The organism is Tychonema sp. LEGE 07196, from assembly GCF_963890365.1.
GTDB lineage: Bacteria > Cyanobacteriota > Cyanobacteriia > Cyanobacteriales > Microcoleaceae > Microcoleus.
The window spans coordinates 1-20,642 of sequence record NZ_CAWPRX010000201.1; the positions used below are offsets into that span (position 1 = coordinate 1).

Below are 20,642 nucleotides of genomic sequence, written 5' to 3' on the forward strand. Positions count from 1 at the left end.
GCTCTATCCCCCCCCTTAGCAAGGGGGGGGGCAGGGGGGGGTTAATACCGATCCCGATCGCATTAACCCGCCTGTTTTGCCTCCGGGCACGCGATCGGGTCACGATATCGCTGTGGAGGTAGAAATAGATGCTGGAGTGGCGATCGGCGATGTCCGCTCTACTTCCCATCAAATTACCACTCAGCGCAGCGGCAACATTGTTCGCGTCAAATTAGCTGACTCTGACACAATTCCCAATAAAGATTTAATTCTGCGCTATCGAGTAGCAGGCGAAAACACTCGCGCCACAGTCCTGACTCAATCCGACCAGCGGGGCGGTCATTTTGCTACTTATTTGATTCCCGCCTTAAACTACAAAACCAATGAAATTGTACCGAAAGATGTCGTATTTTTGATGGATACTTCCGGTTCCCAGCAGGGCGAACCGCTGGCAAAATCTAAGGAGTTGATGCGTCGCTTCATTCAAGGACTCAATCCCAAGGATAGTTTTACTATTATTGATTTTGCCAACACTGCGAAAGCGCTTTCAACAACTCCTTTAGCGAATACAGAAGCTAATCGACAAATGGCAATTAACTATATCGATGCTTTGCAGGCTAACGGCGGCACAGAACTGCTCAACGGCATTCAAACTGTGATGAAGTTTCCGGCGACAAAAACAGGAACGCTGCGGAGTATTGTACTGATTACTGACGGTTATATTGGTAATGAAAATGAAGTGCTCGCCCAGGTGCAGCAGAGTCTGAAACCGGGAAATCGACTTTATAGTTTTGGTGTGGGCAGTTCGGTGAATCGGTTTTTGCTCAACCGTTTGGCAGAAGTGGGAAGAGGTACTTCTCAAGTGGTTCGTCAAGATGAACCGTCAGCACCGGCTGCTGAAAAGTTTTTTCGCCAAATTAATAATCCGGTATTGACTAATATTCAAGTTAGTTGGGAAGGAATGGGGGAAAAACCGGAGATTTATCCGATCGCCCCGCCAGACTTATTTACCAGTCAACCGCTGGTTTTGTTTGGCAAAAAGAGCGATCGGGCTAACGGCAAACTTCGCATCCGCGGCACTCAAGCCGGCGGCAAAGTTTACGAGCAGGTTTTACCTGTGAATTTTGCTCGCGAATCGGGGCGGCAGCGGGAGTCTACTTCAGTCTCCGCAAGTGTTACAGAGTTTGGTAATCCGGCGGTGGCTCAACTTTGGGGGCGATCGCGCATTAAAGGTTTAATGAATCAAATGTTTGGCGGCGAGACTAAATCTCTGGTGGAAGCTGTGACTAATACTGCTCTGACTTATCACTTGCTATCGGAATACACGGCTTTGGTTGCGGTGAGCGAAGAAGTGCGAGTCGATCCAGATGGATCGCGCCGCCGCGTGCAAGTGCCTGTAGAATTGCCGCAGGGTGTCAGCTATGAAGGTATTTTTGATGCTCAGAAGGACGAGCAAACTAGGGGCAGGGTTCGCAGTATGACCCGGACTCGGAGCCCGCTACCGGTAAGTCCTGCTCCTACTGTCACGGAACAAGCCCCTTCCAGCGAACCACGAGCGCAGAAGCCTTTGACTTCTCGTTTGCAAGTAATTAGTGCCCAAGGGTTGGATGCCGCGACTCGCGCTGCTCTGACTCAATACCTGCAATCTGTTAATCTCCCGGCGGGAGTTAGCGGCGAGACGGTGTGGGAGCTGTCGGTACAAAACGGCCGCGTACAAAAAGTGGTGCTCGACTCTGGAAGCTCTACCCTGAAAGCAACAGATGCCCTAGAAACTCTCAAGAAAGCCTTGATTTCCTGGCAACCGCCGGCAGGATTCCAGGGTACGGTGCGCCTGAATGTGCGGATTAATCCCGATCGTTAACCAATAACTGTAGCCTTTCTCGCAAATATGAGGTACGCGAGATTCTGTGAATATCAGGACTTTCCAGCCTGATTGCATAGCTCGCGTACCTGAGAAAGACTAGATATATGTCAAGAAATATTAACTTTTAAGTCAAAAGTACCGAAATGCCGATCGCCACGGCGAGAACAATATAAAATCTTTATTAAGAGATCCTGTTTAAACAGGAACTGATGTTAACAGAAGTTATAAACTTTGACGCAAACGCTGAAACAGTCTAATTTCCGACACAGTTCCATTTCTGAAACAACCTCCCAGTCAAGATTTCTCGCCCCCCCAAATCAGAGAAGGTATCAAGCCCTATGCAAGTTAGCGAACTGCTCAACAATTACGAAAAAGGAGAAAGAGACTTTGCAGGAGCCGATTTGGGCGGTGCAAACCTCAGCGGAGCCATCTTAATCGGAGTCAACCTTTCGGGCGCTAATCTTTCCGGGGCGAACCTCAGCAGAGCGTTTCTCACCAAAGCAACCCTCAAAGGCGCACAAATGCACAGAACAAATCTGAGTTTTGCCAAAATGGGCGAAACCAAACTCTCCGGCGCAGATTTGACAAAAGCTAATTTGAGCGGAGCTTTTTTGGTAAAAGCAAAATTGCCTAGAGCCAAATTAAGCGGCGCAAATTTAAGCGGCGCAAACCTGCGGAGTGCTGTGTTGTGGAATGCCAATTTGTGCAGCGCCGACTTGCAATTAGTTAACTTGCTGGGCGCGAATCTGACGGGAGCTAATTTTAAATGGGCAAACCTTTACGGTGCAAAGCTCAACAGTGCAAAACTTTTTGGAGCTCAACTAACCGGAGTCAGTCTGCGGCGAGCGCAGTTGACAGGGGTGAATCTTTGCGGTGCAGATTTGAGCGGCGTTAATGTCAGCGAAGCTAAACTGATGGGAGCTAATTTAGAAGGCTCGAATTTGGCGGGGGCCAATTTCAGTGCGGCTCAGTTGCGAGGCGTTAAATTGGCTGGTGCAAACTTAACTGGGGCTAAGTTTAAGGGCAGTTGTTTGATCGGAGCAAATCTGAATTGGACAAAGCTGTGTCAAACTGATTTGATGGCAGCAGATTTGAGCGAGGCGACTTTAATCGGAGCTAATTTAGACAGTGCTTTGTTGGCGGGAGCTATTTTGCCGGAATCTACTAGGCGCTACTTTTCCTTAGCTGGGGCGTGCAGAATCAATTCTTGGGAAGTTGCGGCAATTTAAAATAATTAGTCAGTAGTTATTGGTTATTGGTTATTAGTTAGTGGTTATTAGGAATTGGGAATTGGGAATTGGGAATTGGGAATGTCTAAGGATCGAAAACTTAATAACTTAAACACCTCCTACAGTCCTCTCTCCCGTAAATTTCTAGATAAAAGGAGGCTCTTCCTCGCCCCATAATCATTACCAGGCTCTTCCTGGTAACGAGCAATTGCTTAAGTTATTAAATTTTTATTCCTAAGCTATTGCGGTATTTAAATTAATTGTATGTTAAAAAAAGGATCGCACAATGAGTCGGGTGTCCCGCTAGCCCTGAATATACAATGTTTATTTGCGGGACAGCTTACCCTTTTCCTGCTAGAAAATGCGATCGGGCTTTTCTATTCAAATTAATTATTTAATCTCAAAACTTAATCGTTATGACAGTTAATTTCGGAGTGGTACTGGTAACAGCAGGCTCGGAAGCCGAGGCCGAGAATATCGCTAAATCTCTCGTCGAAAACAAGCTGGCTGCTTGTGTGAGTTTGTCGCCGATTCGCTCTGTTTATACTTGGCAAGGCGAGATTCATTCCGAGGCGGAGTGGCAGTTGGTGATTAAAACTGATTTGGCTAAATTTGAGGCTTTAAAAACAAAAATACAGGAACTTCATTCCTATGAAGTTCCCGAAATTATTGCTATTCCGATTGTCGCTGGCAGCGAGGCTTATCTCCATTGGCTGGGACAATCTTTAAGTTCGCAGTCAGGACTTCAGTCCTAAATTCTCCACGAATAAAGAGGGGTTCAATTCCCTGCTACAAACGGTCTCAAACCTACAGATTTTGACTGGTAGGGCCGATGACACCTACTTTGTGACGAAAACTTAGTTCGCCGCCGAACCAGCCTGTAACGCCCAGCAATGTGGCAACGACGACTGACAAGGCTAAACCTGTAAAGACGATCGGCTCAGCCGGATTTCCCTGTCGCAACAGCAGGTTAATCAGCGAAAGTACGAGAGCGGCCACATTGCCGCCCATGTGCAACCAACCGGCACTGCGATCGCGCACTCTTTTTATGCGGAAAAAATCTAAAAAGCCCGTGATTCCAGCCAAAATCCCCGCACCAAAACCGCAACCGATCAGCCAAACCGAAGCTCTCGCCCAAAACGGATCGCTTGTGAGCCAATAACCGATATCCGTGCCGGCGGCTCCGACTAAAAAGGCGATCGGAAACACGATCAGCACTGGGTGGAGGGGATGGCCCGCCACTGAAACTGTACTGGTAATTCCGGCATCGCGATACTCTGCGTCATTGCTTTCGAGAATCGGCGGAATGTTGGGATAAGGTGTACTATTTGTTTGATTTGTTTCCATGATTTTTACAGATAACTTTTGTACGACAAACCCGTTTTTATGGGATTAAAGTTAATCCATAATCCGATCGCCACTTTCGTCAACGCGCATCTGCCGAACTACGTCAGAAATTTCCTCCGCGTCTTTGACGTGGTGCAGGGCTTTCTTTTCCCCGTCTGGTTCTTCTACAATGAAATAAGTTGGAACTGTAACTGTGTCTCCCGTGATGTCTGGCACGTTATCTACCGCCAGTTGCTTGGCTTTTTCTTCGATGGTTTGCGGTTTGTCGGAAATGCGATCGCCCGGATTGGCAGTGCGTTCCATATCTTTGCCCGGTTTGTCGATACTCATAAAACCTCTGTAGTATTTCTAAATTTTTTGCTGGCTGTAATTCCTAATATTGAACGAAAAATGTGCCTGCGTTAACATCTCCCAAGGGGTGTAAATTGCAGTTATGCCGATCGCCTGGAGCATCTTCCTCTAGGTAGAGACTTTTGAGCTAGTTCCAAAACTACCTAAGCTAAAATCAAAGTCTTATATCAATTCCGGTTGCACTCATACATGATGTTAACTGTCAACTGTTAACTGTTAACTGTTAACTGTTAACTGTTAACTGTTAACTGTCAACTGTTAACTGTTAACTGTTAATTTAGTATTCTGATGAAGAGAAGATTTGATATTATTTGTTCTTTCCCTTTAAATCACCAATGAAAAGTTACGATTGGATTGTTGTCGGCGGCGGAATTACGGGCGCAGCAGTGAGTTGCGAACTCACAAAAAAAGGTTTTGCGGTGCTACTTTTGGAACGAGATACTGCGATGCAAAATGCTACTCGTTTTAGTTACGGCGGCTTGGCTTATTGGTCGGGGACGACTGATTTAACTCGCCAATTATGTCAGGAAGGTATCGAACGCCACCGCAATTTATCGACCGAATTAGATGGTGATACGGAGTTCCGCGAGTTGGATTTGTTGCTGACAATTGATGCGGGAAGCGATGCCGAACAAGTAGCGGCTAATTACGCGCATTTTGCAATTCCCCCGCAGCTTTTGAGCGCTGCAGAAGCTGGTGAGTTGGAACCTTTGCTGAATAAAAGTGCGATCGCCGGAGCTCTTACTGTGCGTCACGGTCACATTTCCCCCACAGCCACAAATCAAGCTTATTGTCAAGGGTTTTTGCGGTTGGGAGGAACTATAGAATTTGCAGAAGTAATTGGGTTAATTTCAGAAGGAAATCGGATTTCGGGAGTCAAAACAATACGCGAAAATTATGCTTGCGAAAATGCGGTGATTTGTGCGGGAGGTTGGAGTCGAAGTTTGCTGAAGGCTGCCGGTATTTCTGCGGGAGTTTATTTTACTCGCGCTGAGGTTTTGGAGACTCCACCTGTGGATTTAAAACTCAGGACTTTCGTGATGCCCGCGCTATTAAAACGTTTTGAATTGGAAGCTGAATCGAGTAAAATTGAGGTAAATTTTCTTTGGGATGAACCGGGTAAAGAGTTGTTGCCACCAGTTTTAGATGCTGGTGCAATTCGATTTAATGATGGCAGTTTGCGGATTGGGCAATTGTCTCGCACGTTGAGCGATTTGAATGCTAAAGTCGATCGCCAAACTAGCGAAAAGGCAATTCGTGCCGGTATCGGCAAGGTTTTGCCAGATGTGGCAAATTTACCTGCAACTTGGCACGATTGTATAGTAGCATTTAGCGCCGATAATTTGCCTGTAGTGGGGCCGATTGGCGATCGCCCTGGATTGCAGGTTTTTTCGGGTTTGAGCAATCCTTTGGCTATTGTGCCCGCTTTAGCTGAGCGATTTGCAAATTGGGCGGCGGGAGAAAAAGATTGGGCTATCGAGCTTTTGTCTCCAGATAGATTTGCTAAAAAATGACTAATCTTAACTGTTAGTGGGTAGGGCGGCTTGATGTATATTATTAGTTGGAATTATAGATATAGCCTTTCGATCTCTCATATGAGGTACTATCCGGGATAGGGCATAGGCCGCCGTGGGCATAGGCCGCCGTGGGCATACCTCACCACGCGATCGAACCGCTATAGTTGGTTAACCCGCCCCCTTTCAGCTAATAACCAATAACCAATAACCAATAACCAATAACCAATAACCAATAACCAATAACCAATAACCAATAACCAATAACCAATAACCAATAACCAATAACCAATAACCAATAACTAATGACTAAGCAAAGGAAGCGCGACAATAAATGTAGTACCTTTATCGATCGCACTTTCCACACTTATTGTACCGCCGTGCAGGTCAACTATGTGTTTGACAATGCAGAGTCCCAAACCCGATCCTTTAATGTTACCTACATTAGCACCACGTTCAAACTGCTGAAATAGTTTTCCTTCATATTCCGCTGTCATCCCTATTCCTTCATCTCGAACGCAAAATATTATTTGCTGGTTTTCGCAGCTTAATTCTAAACTAACATTGCCACCATTAGGAGAATATTTAATAGCATTTGATAGCAAATTAGTCAGGAGGTGGTGCAGCAATTTTACATCAAGATTGGCGTACAGCGGCTTGGTTTGGGCGCGAAAATTTAGGATGTGTTTATCGGTGACGATAGGTTGCAGTTCCTCTAAAATAGAGCAGCAAAAATCTGTCACATTGAAACTATCTAAATTCAAGGAAAGTTTGCCCGCTTCTGCTTTACTGAGCATTAAAATATCCTCCAGCAATCCACTCATATTACTGACGGCTTTTTTGATGCGAGCGACATTTTTATTGGGACTTTCTGGAGTTTTACATAATTCGCTATCTTCCAGCATTTCCGCCGATAGTTGTATCGTAGTTAAAGGAGTGTTTAAATCGTGGTATGCCATTGAAATAAATCGCGATCTATTGTTGCTTTTCACGGCGGCTAATGCAATAAGTGTTTGCATTTTAACTGCTTCTTGATGTTTGCTCAGCGCTATCTTGATCGTAGCGTGCAGTTCTCTTTCTTTAAACGGTTTGAGGAGGTAGCCGTAAGAACCACTATTTTCGGCTCGCTGCAAAGTTTCGTCGTCTGCATAGGCAGTTGTATAGATAATTGGGATATCTAATTTTTGATTAATTCTTGTTGCTGTTTCTATGCCGTCAATCTCGCCTTTTATGACTATATCCATTAAAATCAAATCGGGTTTGATTTCGCATGCACGCTGGATGGCATCGGCTCCTGAAGAAACGATACCAGCGATTTTATATCCCAATTTTTCTAATTTTACAGATAAGTTTTTAGCAATTAATAGTTCGTCTTCGACAATTAAAATATTAATTTCTTGAGTTGGAGACATCATAAATTTAAAACCTTTGAGAGTAGTTGAGTTCGTTAAATATTACGTGAAATTCGGTGCCGATTTGTCTTGAGAGTTCGATGGTTCCTTCTAACTGTTCGGTTAAGGTGCAGACAACTTGAAAGCCCATCGAATTAGTTTTCCGAAAATCTAAGTTTTGAGGAAAACCAATGCCGTTGTCCTTGACCAAGAGGTGGATTTGCCGATCGCCCGTTTGATAGCATTCTACACTAACTGTACCGCTAGCACCATCAGGAAAAGCGTGTTTCAGGATATTTGAAACCAATTCATTGGCAATTAAGCCGCAAGGAGTAGCAGTCTCTAGATTGAGGGAAATTGGTTCAGCTATTACCTGCAACAGAATGCGGTTGTCGCTAATATTGTAAGAGTGAAACAAGTTAGTTACCAAATCTTCGAGATATTCGCCAAAATTAATTTGCGCCAGGTTAGTCGATTTGTACAGTTTCTCGTGAATCAGAGCCATAGAGTACAGGCGGTTCTGACTTTCTTCAAACATTTGGGCTAATTGCGGATCGGAAACTGTGTTAGATTGCAATTCTAACAAACTGGCAACGACGCAGAGGTTGTTTTTGACGCGGTGGTGAATTTCTTTGAGCAAAATCTCTTTCTCTTTGAGGGAGTTTTTCAAATTTACTTCCGCTTGGAAGCGCTCGCTCAGTTCAGCTTGCAGTTGCTGGTAGAGTAGAGATTGGTGAATGGCGATCGCCAATTGATTAACCAACTGCTGAAATAAATTGATTTCTGATTCTTGCCAATCCCTGGGCCCATCGCACTGATGTGCAATCAGCAATCCCCAAAGCTGGCCCTGCTGAATAATTGGCACTACCAACTTTGCCCTCACTTCAATTTGTTTCATAAACTCCATTATACAAGGGGTAATAGAGGCCTCATTTATATCGGAAATCGCACGAATTCGCCCTTGCAAATAAAGCTGATAGCTTTCGGCAGGAAAAACCTCTTCGCCAAAAAAAGTCCCTACCAGCGGGCTGCATCCTTCTGCCACGGCTTCAGCAACGACCAAACCGCCACTTTTAGGTAAAATTTGATAAATCAAAACTCGATCGGCTAACAATATTTGCTGGAGTTCGGCAACCGTAGTGTTGAGAATTTCCTCTAATTGCAAAGACTGGCGGACGCGACGGGCGATCGCCTCCACCAGCCGTTCTTGCTCAAACTGCTGCCCCCTGGCGATTTCAGCGTATTTAGAATTGCTGATATCGGCAATGTAACCAATAATTTCGATCGGTTTTCCTTTGCTATCTACCAATAGTTTTAGTTCCGTCCGCAGCCAGCGGTAAAATCCGTCTCTGTGCCGAAAGCGGTACTCAAAAATAGAATTTTTACCATCGGATAAATTAGAAAATTTTTCTATAAATTCCGGTCGATCTTCAGGGTGAATGCGATTAGACCAAAAGTGAGAATCTGTTAACAGTTTGTGAGAGTCGTAGCCAACTATCGCCCTCACGTTGTCGCTAATATATGTAGTACGAAAATTCCCTCTCGGCTCGACAGTAAAAATTACCGCCGGATTGAAGGCTAGCAAAAATTGTAGCCGTTCTTTTAACTGTTGCAATTCTATTTCTGCTCGCTTGCGATCGCTGATATCTTCGATCGCCGCCATGCTGTAGAGAGGAAGACCCTCGCCGTCGCGGATCAGCGTCACCGTCAAGTTAGCCCACATCAGTTGACCATTCTTCTTAATCAAGCGTTTTTCCATCCCGAAGCGAGAAATATTGCCCTCGATTAACTGCTTGATTTGCTCTAAATCTGCTTCTAAATCTTCTGGGTAAGTGATATCAGCTAAACTCATTGTCGCCAACTCCGCATCGGTGTAACCCAACATCTGCCGGTGAGCTGCATTCACTTCGCTCAAGCGGTAGTCGCGCACGGTTGCCAAACAGATCGCAATAGGAGCATCATCAAACAAATTGCGAAACTTTTCCTCACTTTTTTGGAGTGCAGCTTCTGCATTTTTGCGAGCGGTAATGTCTCGCGCTACCCACATCACTCGATCGACCCCCAGCGGCGAAATACGGCCATCAAACCAGATTAACTTGCCCTCAATTTCCATGCTGTATTCAACTCTATGGATTTTCCCAGATGCCAAGGTTTGGTGAATGTAGTTGAGGGCAAAATGAGCTTCCGCTTCCGGGAAGATTTCCGCGATGGTTTTGCCCAGCATTTCAGGAGCCGGTTTGTACAGCAGTTGGGGAGCCGTGGGGGCGACTTTGAGGTAGCGGCCCATGCCATCGAAAACCATCACGATATCCGTCATCGCATTAAACAGCGCCAGCAGTTGAGCTTCCGAGTTTTGCAGTTTTTCTGCAGTCAATTTAGCTGTTAATACGGCTTGTTCGTAGTGTTCAGTGCGCTGCTGAACTCTCACTTCTAACTCTGCATTGATTTGCTGCAAAGCGATTTCTGCTTGTTTGCGAGCCGTAACATCCCGCCCTGCAGCTTGATACTCGACAATTTGTCCGCTCTCATCAAATATAGCCCGATCGCTCCACTGCTGAGTACGAATTTCTCCGTTCGGCAAAATTACCCGGTGTTCGCAAGTAAAAACAGGCTTTTCGGGAGACACTAAATTATATTGCTCCACAATAGATTCTCGGTCTTGTTCTAAAATTAATGGCAGAAAGCTATTACCGAGCAAGTCTTCTGGTTTCATGCCAAAATAGCGGCAATAAGCTTGATTGACAAATGTGATTGTGCCGTCGGGGAGGTAGCGGCAAATCAGTTCGGTTTGGTCTTCCACAATCGCCCTGTAGCGGGCTTCGCTGTGGCGCAGGGCTGTTTCGCCATTTTGGCAATCGCTGACTTTCTTGGAGATTTCTGCATTGTTTTCTAAGAGTTCAGACTGTTTTTGCTCAAGTTTTACAACTTCTTGCTGCCCAATTTTGACTAGGTTGTAAATTTCGGGGCGAATCCTTTTTTCGGTGAGTAAACCTACGGGCTGACCTTGTTCGTCCACAATTGGCAAACAATCGATAGAATGTTGAGAAAATAGCTTAAATATGCTAAAAATATCGGTAAGTTTTGATTCTTTTAAAACAATTAAATTTCGCGTCATTACATCGGCAACTTGCATTGTTTGCCAGCCGGACTCGGCGACTAAGTTCAGCACATCTGGCGGGCTTAGCAGTCCGACTAGCTGATTTTTATCGACAACTAAGAGGCAATTAATCGATGTTTTTACCGTTTCGTGCGAGTCGGGCGGTGAATTTGACAGCCCACAAGGGTTTCTCGCCCGACGCATCAGGGCGATCGCCTCTGGGAGCAAAGTTGAGGGCGCAACCGTCACTGGCGGGCGATCGACAAAATCTAAGGGCGATCGTAAATTTGTCAACAAATTCGTAAATTCCATCAGTCTAGACCTACAAAGTATTGTTAACTAACTTTAGCAATACTTTTAGTCATCAGCCAAATGACTAATGACTAATGATATCAAATCCTCTCTTCATGGCAATAGTAAATTCAGGCGTTGACTGTTAACTGTTGACTGTTGACTGTTAACATCATTCCGATGCAACCGGAAACGATATGACTAATGACTAATGACTAATGACTAATGACTAATGACTAATGACTACTGACTACTGACTACTGACTACTGACTAATGACTACTGACTACTTGTTTTTTTTCTAATGAGCAGATAAGTTTTCATTCCCCCTTTTCCTTTAACTTGAATAATTCCCCGTTCCTGAAATAAATATTTGTGTTCTAATAACTTATAGGTAGTTTCGCTGACTTGAATCCGCCAAGATATACCGTGAGACTCCATTCGGGAAGCAATATTTACCGTGTCGCCCCACAAATCATAAATAAACTTTTTGATGCCAATAACTCCGGCCACAACTGGGCCGCTGTGAATACCGATGCGGATGCTAAAAAATTTGTGATTTTTCTGATGAAATCGAGCCATTTCTGTTTGCATATCTAGAGCCAGTTTGGCGATCGCCTCAGCGTGATCTGCCCTGGGATTCGGCAGCCCTCCCACCACCATATATGCGTCGCCAATTGTCTTAATTTTTTCTAAGCCATGCTGTTCGCACAACAAATCGAATCTTGAAAAAACTTTATTGAGGAGTTCCACCAGAGCGATCGGATTCATCGTGCTAGACAAAGCTGTAAACCCCACAATATCTGCAAACAAAACAGTCACTTCAGGAAAATATTCAGCAATAGTAGTTTCGTTTTGTTTGAGGCGTTCTGCTATTGCCTTCGGCAAAATATTTAACAGCAACTTTTCTGATTTTGCTTGTTCTTCCCGCAGGGCATCTTCCGCTTGCTTGCGTTCCGTAATATCGTGGTAACTCCAGACTCTGCCGATAATTTTATCTCCCAGCCGCTGCGGTTCCGAATAGCGTTCAAAAAATCGGCCATCTTGAAATTCCAACAAATCGAAACTTTCGGCTTCTGGCTGATCGTAAAGCGATTCTATTCTGTCTTGGAATCCTTGGGGATCTTTGAGTTGGTTCAGCACAAAAGCGATCGTTGTAGCATCGTCTCGCAGCGCCATAACTTCATTAGGTATCCCCCACATTTCCACAAATTCTCGATTGAAACTGACTATTTTTCCGTTCCTGTCAATAGCTAAAATACCGTCAGCAGTAGAATCAAACGTTGCTTGCAGCAAAGACACCGATTGTGCCAGGGCATCTTCTGCCATTTTTCGAGCAGTAATATCTCGCAAAATAGCGCGAATCGCCACTAACGAACCTTCCGAAAATTTACAGCTTATGCTACCTTCCAGCAAAATTAATTCAGAAGATTTCGTGATAAATATTACTTCGATAGAATCGGGATAAGATGTATCTTCATTAAAGTCATTTTTACTGATAGCTTGATATAATATATCCAGAGACTCAGGGGAACTGTTGGGATGAATAATATCAAAAACACTCATTTCAGCAATTTCTGCTTCGCTGTAGCCCAGAGTTTCCCGCCAAGCCCGATTTACATACAAAAAATGACCGTCAGCTCCAATACTTTGAATTAAATCAGTAGCATTTTCAAATAAATCTCGCAGTTGTTCTTCGCTTTCCTGCAAAGCTATTTCAGCTTGTTTTCGCTTGATAAATTGACCGAGTTGACTGCCGATTGTCCCCATTATTTGGAGCAATTCTTCATCAAAACTCCGCACTTCACAGCTAAAGAAAGTCATCACTCCCAACACAGACTTTTCCGAAGTTACCTGCTCGTAATCGCCCAAAATAGGGAAGGCAAAAGCTCCGTGCAGTCCTTCTGTAACAGCGATTTCTCGGCGCAGGAAAATGTCACTTTTTGTGACATCGGCAATCCACTCAGGGGAACCGCTAGCCCAAACGAGACCGGGCAATCCTTCCCCCAACTGACAGGTCATTTGTTCGCCAAATTCGGCAAATTTAGGGATAGAAACCGAGCGTTTTCTCCAACTGACCACGCAGCGCAGAAAATTGGGGTCGGAAACCGCAGTTATTCTCTTACTTCCTGACAGCAGTTTTTCGCCAGCTTCCGGCATCCAAAGTTCGGCGGTATCCCATCCCAAACTATCACAAATTACGGGAAGAATTGCTGTTAGAGCTTTTTTGATTGTTTCGGATGTAGACAGGATACGAGTGGTGACGTACTGAGCTAGTTTTCGCTTGCGGGCTCGCTCTCTATCTGTAACGTCGCGGCCGATGTACACGAAATCTTGGAGGGCGGCCCTTGTTTGAGAAATTCCTTGAATTTCACTCGGAATTGCCGTACAGGAAAAAGCAACTGTGAATTTTTCTCCGGTTTTTGCCGTGCAAACTACTTCGACATTGGTTGGAGAGGATTGAGGCTGCTGTTGGCTGACTGCTTGCAAAGATTCACCATCAGCAGCAAGAGCGTTTATTTGCTGTCCTACTAATTCTGATTCGCTGTAACCGAATAAATCTTGAGTCGCTTGATTGATTTTTTTGATTTTTCCCGATGCAGTTGTCACCAACAAAACTTCAGCAATTGAAGTGATAATTTTTTCAACATAATTATTAGTAGCGGCTAAGGTACTCAATAAAATATTCATTTCATTGGTAGCTTGGACTAGAGTTTGTTCTAAACCCATCCTGTCGGTTACGTCTTCAAAAAATATAATCAATCTCTGATAATTATCGTCATTGCTGAATTCGACGATATACATATCAAAATAAAGCGGCGAGCCATTTTCTAGTACCCGAGTTATCGCTTTAAATTCAAAGTTTGGCAACCGCCCTTCAAAAATATCGATTAAAATTTCTTCAGTTCCCACCAATTCAGGAAAAGGAAGCCGCACATCGTTGCCGGCCGTTACTTCTTCGGGAAAGTCGGCGAAGCGCTGCACTTGGAAAGATGTTTCTTGGATTAAAAAGTCTTTATCCAGTGCTAGGTACTCCAGGTGGTGGGGAACCAACAGTTTTTTTAACAGGGTGTTCATGTTGGATTCTTAGTAGTGAATACGCCCTCTGTTCCTGATAGTTATCAATCAGTAAATTTTAGATTTATATCCTGTCCGATCGACTATCATAACAAAAACAGTTCGATCGCGCGTGCGTCCTCGTGTCCGTTCTTCTGCTGCGGACTCGCATTCCGCACTACGAAACAATTTTACTGCGGTTTATCATCAAACATGATATTACTCCATAGACGATCTGCCAGCAAGTACCCGTTTTTGAGCGGGGTAATTCCCAAATCGCAAATCGCAAATTGTATTATTTTTGTTTGTAAAATGGAATTGTGACTATAAAGGTAGTGCCTAACCCTGTCTCGCTGGAAAATTCGATTTGACCTCCGTGCAAGTCTACACACTGCTTGACTATAGATAAACCCAGTCCTGTACCGGGGATTTTTCCGACATTTTGGGCCCGGTAATACGATTCAAATAGTTGTTCTTGGTCTTCTATCGGAATGCCAATACCTGCGTCTTGAATTTTAAATACAGCTTTTTCATGATAACAATTTAATTGAAAATAAATATTGCTTTCGGTAGGTGAATATTTGACTGCATTAGAAAGCAAGTTTGTCAAGATGTGCCGCAGCAATTTTGGGTCTAGTTCGGGATCTGGTTGTGTTTTCTCCGAATCGCGATCGGGTTTTTTCGCAGGCGGAGTTGATTGTCGGCAAATAAAGTTAATTTTACGATTTTTTCCGTCACTAATTTTAATTGATTCTACTAATTCGGTGCAAAATTTTTGCAAGTCAACTGGTGCGGGATTGAATTGGAGTTTTCCGGCTTCGGCGCTGCTGAGCAACCGCACATCATCTAATAGGTGAGCCATGTGTTTAGATGCTGATTTAACGTGTCCGAGATATTCTTGTTTTTCTGCGTGGGTGATTGAGTCGCCGTATTCTTTGAGGATTTGAGTAGCAAATAATACTGTATTTAAAGGATTGCCGAATTCGTGAGCAAGCATTGAAAAAAAACGAGATTTTATTTGTCTGAGTTCTTGCTCTTTTACCAAAGAACTACGAATTTCTATATCTTGTTGTTTGCGTTCTGTGATGTCTCTGCCGATATAGATGAAATCGTAAAGTCCTTGTAATTCTGTCTGAATTGCCGAACAGGAAAATTCTACCCAAATTTCTTCTCCTGTTTTGGTAGTACAGACTACTTCCAGTTCTCGGAGCAGCTCTTTTTGAGACAAAATATAGCGATGGCGAGCTTGGTAAAGTAAGGTTTCTTCGACTACTATTTTGGAGAGTGGATGGTCGATTAATTCTGCTTCGCTATACCCAAATAACCCTTGTGCCGATTGATTGACTGTTTTGATAATTCCTAATGTTGTCGTCACTAACAAAGCATCGCCCATCGATCTAATAACTTTATCTATATAATCTTTAGAAGCTGCTAGGGCACTCAACAACAGATTAGCTTCATTCGCTCTCTGAATTAATGATTGCTTCATTACCATTTTTTCAGTGGTATCTTCAATCAAAATGAGCAAATTATTTGCCATACCTTGTTCGTTTTCATGTTCTACTGCCAACATATCGAAGTATAAAGGGTGGTTGTTGTCGGCAAACCGAGCGATACCTTTGAGTTCAAAACTCGGCCGCCGTCCCATTGCGATGGAAATCAGGATATTTTCAATACCAATGAGTTCGGGAAAACTGATGCGAGCATCTGTACCGGGGAGCGCGTCGCCGGGAGTATCGGCATAATGCTGTGCTTCGGCGGAGATTTCCTGAATGATGAAGTTGTGATTTACTACCAGATACTCTGTTTGTCGCGGGCCTAAGAGTTTCTTAAAAAGGGAGTTCATGTTTGTTCTACCATTGTGTAAGCTAGTTTGTGGAAAATTTCGTCAACGTCTTGGCCTGTTTTGGCAGATGTGGTGTAAACTGCTATTACTTTGTCTTTAGCGATCGCGTGGCAGATTTCCACTAGCATTGCCAATTTTTCTTCGTCTATCAAGTCTACTTTGTTCAAGGCGATGATAATTAATCCTTTGGGATTGACTGAAGAAAAAAGCTTAATGTGTTCGGGGATTCGCTCAACTGTTTCGGTTCGGCTGACATCGGCAACGATTAAAACGCCGCTAGCTCCTTGCAAGTAAGTCGGTGCAATTCCTTTGAATTTTGTATGCCCTTCTAAGTCCCAAATCAGCAACTTGGCTGTGACGTTTGCCTGCTGTTTTATATTTTCTAATGTAATAATTTTGCTGGAAATTTTGACTCCTACAGTGGAGAGGTACTCGTCGCTGAATTGCCGATCGACAAAACGGCGGATCAAGCTGGTTTTACCCACGCCAAAATCGCCGATCATGCACATTTTTTTAGATATAGTAACTGACATAATTATTTGCTGTTTGCGGTCTTAGTTATTGGTTCAAATACCACGCATCTGCTCAAAAGTAGCGGTTGATTGGGTTCTACGCCGTCGGGTGAATTGGGGCTGGCGATCGTTTGAAGGCGCTTGGGGTCTGCACCTTGCCGCACCAAAGCATCTCGCACGGCTGCTGCACGCCGGAGCGACAGCCGTTGATTTGTGGCAACTTCGCCAGTTCCATCGCTGTGTCCAATTATCTTAATATGTTTTTGAGGATATCGATCCATGAATTTTTTGACACTGGCGATGATTTCTGCGGATGTTGAGTCTAATTTTGCCGTTCCTGGGTCAAAGTAGATGCGGCTTGATATCTGGAGCGGATCTAGTTTAATTGTGCTGACGACGGACTGAACGCCGGGAATTTGTTTTAGGGACTGAGCAATTTTTTGTGAGTCTGCAGCGTCGGTGATTGTGCCCTCTACTGTCACTTTGCGATCGCCATAGCGAGTAGAAATAGAAACGCCCTCCCTCTGGTTCAAAACAGCGGTAATCCGCTGCACCTCGCCGGCTGCCAAAACCGGGTCGGGAGGTACATCTACAGCGATTATTTGATTGTCTAATTTTAGATTTGGTGCAGTTGATGCGACTATTTTTGCGGCTTTTGCTCGCAATTCTGGATTTGGCAATTTTCCGGTTAACTTGAGAGTGTTGCCGGCCACGTCGGCGTTTAAGCGGTAAACTGCTAATTCCGGGGTCGAGGCTAAAGCTAAAGCGGCATTTGCTGCAAGGTGGCGATCGATGTTGCGGCGGTGCTGATAAATTCCCCAAGGTACTAAGATTAAGCTGAGGGCTGCCATGCTCACGCCGAGCAGCATTAAGGGTGGTTTTGTTGATTTTTCCTTGTCTATCGGGTCGAATAAACTTTGGATAAACCTGTGCAGTGACTGCGGTATCGTACCAGGATCGCCGTTAAATTCGTGAATTAATTGAGCGTAACTAAGAATGAGATTGCTAACTATTTGCCGTAGCTTTTTGATGAACGAGTCTGGCGGTTCTCCTTTAACTATGACTGCCATGTAGCAGTAGCCCGCTACTTCTAGCAGAATTTTTGAGTCGCCGTATTCAATTTGATTGAGTTCGGAAACTTCTCCAGGCACAACGATACACTCGTTAACAAAGCTGCGAATAGCTGTGAGCATTCCTGCTACCATTTCTGATTCTAGCTGGTAGCTTTCGGGGTTTTGAACTTCGGAAATTATCAAGCCTGATGCTTTGTGAATTAAGAACACTGCTTGGATGGTAAAGGGTACTGATTCTTTGAGGATCAATTCGGCTTCGGAGACTCCTTGTACTTTGGAGCGAATTTTGCGCTTCACTCCTTCCACGCTCATGGCATTTGACACTTTTTCATTGATTGTCTTGATAGCTTCTGTCATGTATCTGGCAATAGTATTGCCTATGACTGGATAGAGGGCATCCACCATTGCGTCTCGTTCGAGCTGTATTTGGGCTGTAATCGCTTTGCCCATTTCCGGGGCGAGGGCTTGGGCGATCGACTCTTGGTCGAGGCGAATTTGCTCTTTAATTGCCATGCCGATTTCTGGGGCGATCGCCTTAGCAATTTCTGCTGGCGAATTTTGTATTTGTTGAGCAAGGGCATCTGGGAGCAATTCAGCGATCGCCGAACTCATTGCCGGCCTGTTTTCTACGGTTTTTGCTCTAATTACTTCATCAATAATTGGCACGATCGCGTTAACAACTTCTTCTCGGGAATCGGTAATTTTGCGGCTGAGAATTTCTGCGATCCAAGGCAGCATCAGCGCGATAAGTTCTTGGGGATCGTGGATTTGGTGTTCGAGTTTTCCTAATTTATCGTTGATAGTTACCATCAGGTGGCGCACCCCCGGCAAGTCGTTTTGTTCCAGGAGATTTTTGACTTGCTCGATATCCGAGATTTGCGAGCCAAAAATCAGACTTTGCAGCCTTTCCATCGCGTTGTCGGCTTCATTTAAGTCTTGTTTAATTTCGCCTAATATTTCTGCTCGCTGCGATATCGGTGTCGGCTGTTCTGGCAACTCTGCCATCAATGGCAGCGAAGTAACCACCGCATCTAGATACATTTTTTCTGACGGCTGTGAAGGTGCAGAAACTGCGGTATTTGGATTAGTTGCTGCGGGTGAGTCTAGAGTTGGGCGATCGGACAAATCCTCTAAAGCGGTGTCGAAATCTTGGGATTTTTCCGCCTGTACGTACTGAGGATAATCTGAAATTGTCAAGTCAGGCAATTCTCTCTCAAACTCCGAAACATCTGCGGAAATATCTATAGTTTTAGCCGAAGAATAGTTTCTTTCCAGTTCAGAACTGTTGAGTTTTTGAGTAGGGAACAGCAAACTTTTCGACTCGCTTGCAACGGCCGGAAAATTTGTAGATTTGGGTTTGCCAGAGGTAGTTTTGTGCTGGACGCTCGCTGCAATTTCCTCTTGCTCTCGCTCAGAAATACCTAACAAATCCATCAACCCGCCGAGAGCTCCAGCTTGAGCTTTTTTGCCGGTGCTGTGACTTTCGGAATCGGGATTTTGCGGCGCGGCAATTTCCTCTTGCTCTTGCTCAGAAATACCTAACAAATCCATCAACCCGCCGGGTTCTGCGGCTCGATGGTTTTTGCTGTTGCTGTCAGCTTCGGATTGGGGAGATTGAGTGTTTGACGGGGCAGTTGTGCTAATTTCCTTTGCTTCTGCTGAGGAAATAGGTAACAAATCCATCAACCCGTCGAGGGCCCCAGCTCGATCGTTTTCGCTGTTGCTGTCACTTTGGCGATCGGAATTTTGCTGGTTTGAATCAGCAATAATTTTGAGATCGAGTAACAGATTCAGGAATGGTTCTAGCTGGGTTGCTGCGCTGGCAGCAGACTCGTCAGGTTGAGAAACAAAACCCTCTAGCTGATTTTCAACTTCTGGATTTTCTTTCGGTAAAGCCATGCGTTATTATCCGTGGTGGTGGCGCTCCGGCAACAAGAATTCGTTATTTAATTTATTATCAGTAACGCCTTTAAGTTCGGGGACAAATTCTGTTCCTTTGAGCCTCATGCCTAGTTCAAATAGAATTTCTGCCATGTCATCTCTGGAAACTTTAACATCTCTGAGCATGGAAAAGCGGCGGTCGAGTTCTTCAAAAACCTGTGTTTTCAGAATGCGGGTTTCTTCGGAGAGTCGCTCTCTGGTTTGGGAGAGTTCGTCGCGAATCGAACTGGTTTGATTGTCTATCGCTTCGTCGAGGGATTCTATGCTGCTGGAAAATTTGCGGTTAACGCGATCGATTTGCTGGCGGAGGTCGGCGCTTTCTTCTTGCGTGTTTGAGGTGAGCGATTTAACTTTCTTTTCTAACGAATCAATTGCCACCTTCATTTCTGCAGATAGAACTGTTTTTATCTGTTCGATGCGAGCTTGGTTATCTTGCTGCATCATTGACAGCTCAGAATCTATTTTATCGAAGCGATTGTCGTATTCTCTAAGCTGCGCCCCGAAAATTATATCTCGAATCTGGTCGATATTTCCCAGCCGTTCGCGCATTTCTTCTTTAGTGATTTCTGCCATGTTTGTACCTCGAATCTCCCGATATTGTGAGTTTTAGAACTGTGTTGAATTTTTTGTTAATTTGCCTGTCGAGCATTTTTAGTAGGCTCTAAAGACGCGCCTGCAGCTTTTTCTGCGGTGATTTACCACAACAGTTGGCTGCACTACTTTTTTTGACTTGACAGAACTCTATTGCTTGAAACTCTCACCCTGTGTAGGGGAAGGGATTTTTTAGAGTTTTGACTCCTTAATATCCTGAGATTCAAATTCTTAGAGTGAGTTTTGTAACCTAAAATGGCGGTTTGCTATTCTTGCTTTGCAGCAAGATCCTCAAGCTTAGAGTTTCCTGCTATACAGGGGATAGGTTTTAATCTCTTGTCTTGACTTTTCCATGATATCGCATCTTTGAGCACGCTTAATGCTAGGGCATCTAGGTCACGGCAAAAAAAGGGGCGGACGCGCACCAGTGCAACTATCTATAATATCCTGTCTTGTCGATTCACAACGATAAAATTGGTTTCTAGTGCAGAATAAAGTCCGCACTACGAACCGTTTTTGTTACGATCGTAGACCGGACGTGATATAATCTATGGCTCGAA

General features: G+C 44.4%; 12 protein-coding genes and 1 pseudogene. 4 read left to right on the top strand and 9 right to left on the bottom strand.

The annotated features are described in order from the left end of the window. Positions 1 to 37: 37 nt before the first annotated feature. The 3 genes and pseudogenes from AACV78_RS24180 to cutA form a co-directional block, all read left to right on the top strand. Positions 38 to 1,840 (top strand): annotated as a pseudogene (locus AACV78_RS24180) (after-VIT domain-containing protein); the annotation flags it as partial. A 341-nt stretch (positions 1,841 to 2,181) separates the two neighbouring features. Next, positions 2,182 to 3,072 carry a pentapeptide repeat-containing protein gene (locus AACV78_RS24185; protein WP_194010096.1) on the top strand — a complete coding sequence of 297 codons (891 nt, stop codon included), beginning with the start codon at positions 2,182 to 2,184 and terminating at the stop codon, positions 3,070 to 3,072. 416 nt (positions 3,073 to 3,488) lie between these two features. Further along, a complete protein-coding gene (cutA, locus tag AACV78_RS24190) occupies positions 3,489 to 3,827 on the top strand; it encodes a divalent-cation tolerance protein CutA (RefSeq protein WP_194010097.1) in 339 nt (112 codons plus the stop codon). 52 nt (positions 3,828 to 3,879) lie between these two features. Here cutA and AACV78_RS24195 read toward each other — a convergent pair whose 3' ends face one another. Next, entirely contained in the window at positions 3,880 to 4,419 is a 540-nt protein-coding gene (locus tag AACV78_RS24195; protein WP_194010098.1) for a DUF2231 domain-containing protein, read from the bottom strand. A gap of 51 nt (positions 4,420 to 4,470) precedes the next feature. Further along, a complete protein-coding gene (locus AACV78_RS24200; RefSeq protein ID WP_194010099.1) occupies positions 4,471 to 4,749 on the bottom strand; it encodes a hypothetical protein in 279 nt (92 codons plus the stop codon). A 356-nt stretch (positions 4,750 to 5,105) separates the two neighbouring features. Between AACV78_RS24200 and AACV78_RS24205 the strand changes: the two genes are divergently transcribed. Further along, the gene (locus AACV78_RS24205; RefSeq protein ID WP_194010100.1) at positions 5,106 to 6,284 is read left to right on the top strand and encodes an NAD(P)/FAD-dependent oxidoreductase; all 1,179 of its coding nucleotides are present in this window, start codon (positions 5,106 to 5,108) and stop codon (positions 6,282 to 6,284) included. 302 nt (positions 6,285 to 6,586) lie between these two features. Here the strand turns inward: AACV78_RS24205 and AACV78_RS24210 are convergent, their stop codons facing one another. The 7 genes from AACV78_RS24210 to AACV78_RS24240 all read right to left on the bottom strand — a co-directional run bounded on the left by AACV78_RS24210 (position 6,587) and on the right by AACV78_RS24240 (position 20,064). Then, positions 6,587 to 7,699 carry a hybrid sensor histidine kinase/response regulator gene (locus AACV78_RS24210; RefSeq protein WP_194010101.1) on the bottom strand — a complete coding sequence of 371 codons (1,113 nt, stop codon included), beginning with the start codon at positions 7,697 to 7,699 and terminating at the stop codon, positions 6,587 to 6,589. 4 nt (positions 7,700 to 7,703) lie between these two features. Next, positions 7,704 to 11,084 carry a PAS domain S-box protein gene (locus tag AACV78_RS24215; protein ID WP_194010102.1) on the bottom strand — a complete coding sequence of 1,127 codons (3,381 nt, stop codon included), beginning with the start codon at positions 11,082 to 11,084 and terminating at the stop codon, positions 7,704 to 7,706. Positions 11,085 to 11,341: 257 nt separating this feature from the next. Further along, positions 11,342 to 14,140, bottom strand: a complete 2,799-nt coding sequence (locus AACV78_RS24220) for an adenylate/guanylate cyclase domain-containing protein (protein WP_194010103.1) — start codon at positions 14,138 to 14,140, stop codon at positions 11,342 to 11,344. Positions 14,141 to 14,414: 274 nt separating this feature from the next. Continuing rightward, positions 14,415 to 15,965 (bottom strand): sensor histidine kinase, encoded by a 1,551-nt coding sequence (locus AACV78_RS24225; RefSeq protein WP_194010104.1) that lies wholly within the window; start codon positions 15,963 to 15,965, stop codon positions 14,415 to 14,417. After that, a complete protein-coding gene (locus tag AACV78_RS24230; RefSeq protein WP_194010105.1) occupies positions 15,962 to 16,498 on the bottom strand; it encodes a Rab family GTPase in 537 nt (178 codons plus the stop codon). The genes AACV78_RS24225 and AACV78_RS24230 overlap by 4 nt, the downstream gene beginning before the upstream one ends. A 2-nt stretch (positions 16,499 to 16,500) precedes the next feature. Next, a complete protein-coding gene (locus AACV78_RS24235) occupies positions 16,501 to 19,449 on the bottom strand; it encodes an OmpA family protein (RefSeq protein WP_194010106.1) in 2,949 nt (982 codons plus the stop codon). 6 nt (positions 19,450 to 19,455) lie between these two features. Further along, positions 19,456 to 20,064, bottom strand: a complete 609-nt coding sequence (locus AACV78_RS24240) for a hypothetical protein (RefSeq protein WP_194010107.1) — start codon at positions 20,062 to 20,064, stop codon at positions 19,456 to 19,458. Positions 20,065 to 20,642: the final 578 nt, after the last annotated feature.

Coding starts and splice junctions, on each gene's coding strand:
- AACV78_RS24185 (WP_194010096.1), top strand. CDS start 2,182: ATGCAAGTTAGCGAACTGCTCAACAATTACGAAAAAGGAGAAAGAGAC.
- cutA (WP_194010097.1), top strand. CDS start 3,489: ATGACAGTTAATTTCGGAGTGGTACTGGTAACAGCAGGCTCGGAAGCC.
- AACV78_RS24195 (WP_194010098.1), bottom strand. CDS start 4,419: ATGGAAACAAATCAAACAAATAGTACACCTTATCCCAACATTCCGCCG.
- AACV78_RS24200 (WP_194010099.1), bottom strand. CDS start 4,749: ATGAGTATCGACAAACCGGGCAAAGATATGGAACGCACTGCCAATCCG.
- AACV78_RS24205 (WP_194010100.1), top strand. CDS start 5,106: ATGAAAAGTTACGATTGGATTGTTGTCGGCGGCGGAATTACGGGCGCA.
- AACV78_RS24210 (WP_194010101.1), bottom strand. CDS start 7,699: ATGATGTCTCCAACTCAAGAAATTAATATTTTAATTGTCGAAGACGAA.
- AACV78_RS24215 (WP_194010102.1), bottom strand. CDS start 11,084: ATGGAATTTACGAATTTGTTGACAAATTTACGATCGCCCTTAGATTTT.
- AACV78_RS24220 (WP_194010103.1), bottom strand. CDS start 14,140: ATGAACACCCTGTTAAAAAAACTGTTGGTTCCCCACCACCTGGAGTAC.
- AACV78_RS24225 (WP_194010104.1), bottom strand. CDS start 15,965: ATGAACTCCCTTTTTAAGAAACTCTTAGGCCCGCGACAAACAGAGTAT.
- AACV78_RS24230 (WP_194010105.1), bottom strand. CDS start 16,498: ATGTCAGTTACTATATCTAAAAAAATGTGCATGATCGGCGATTTTGGC.
- AACV78_RS24235 (WP_194010106.1), bottom strand. CDS start 19,449: ATGGCTTTACCGAAAGAAAATCCAGAAGTTGAAAATCAGCTAGAGGGT.
- AACV78_RS24240 (WP_194010107.1), bottom strand. CDS start 20,064: ATGGCAGAAATCACTAAAGAAGAAATGCGCGAACGGCTGGGAAATATC.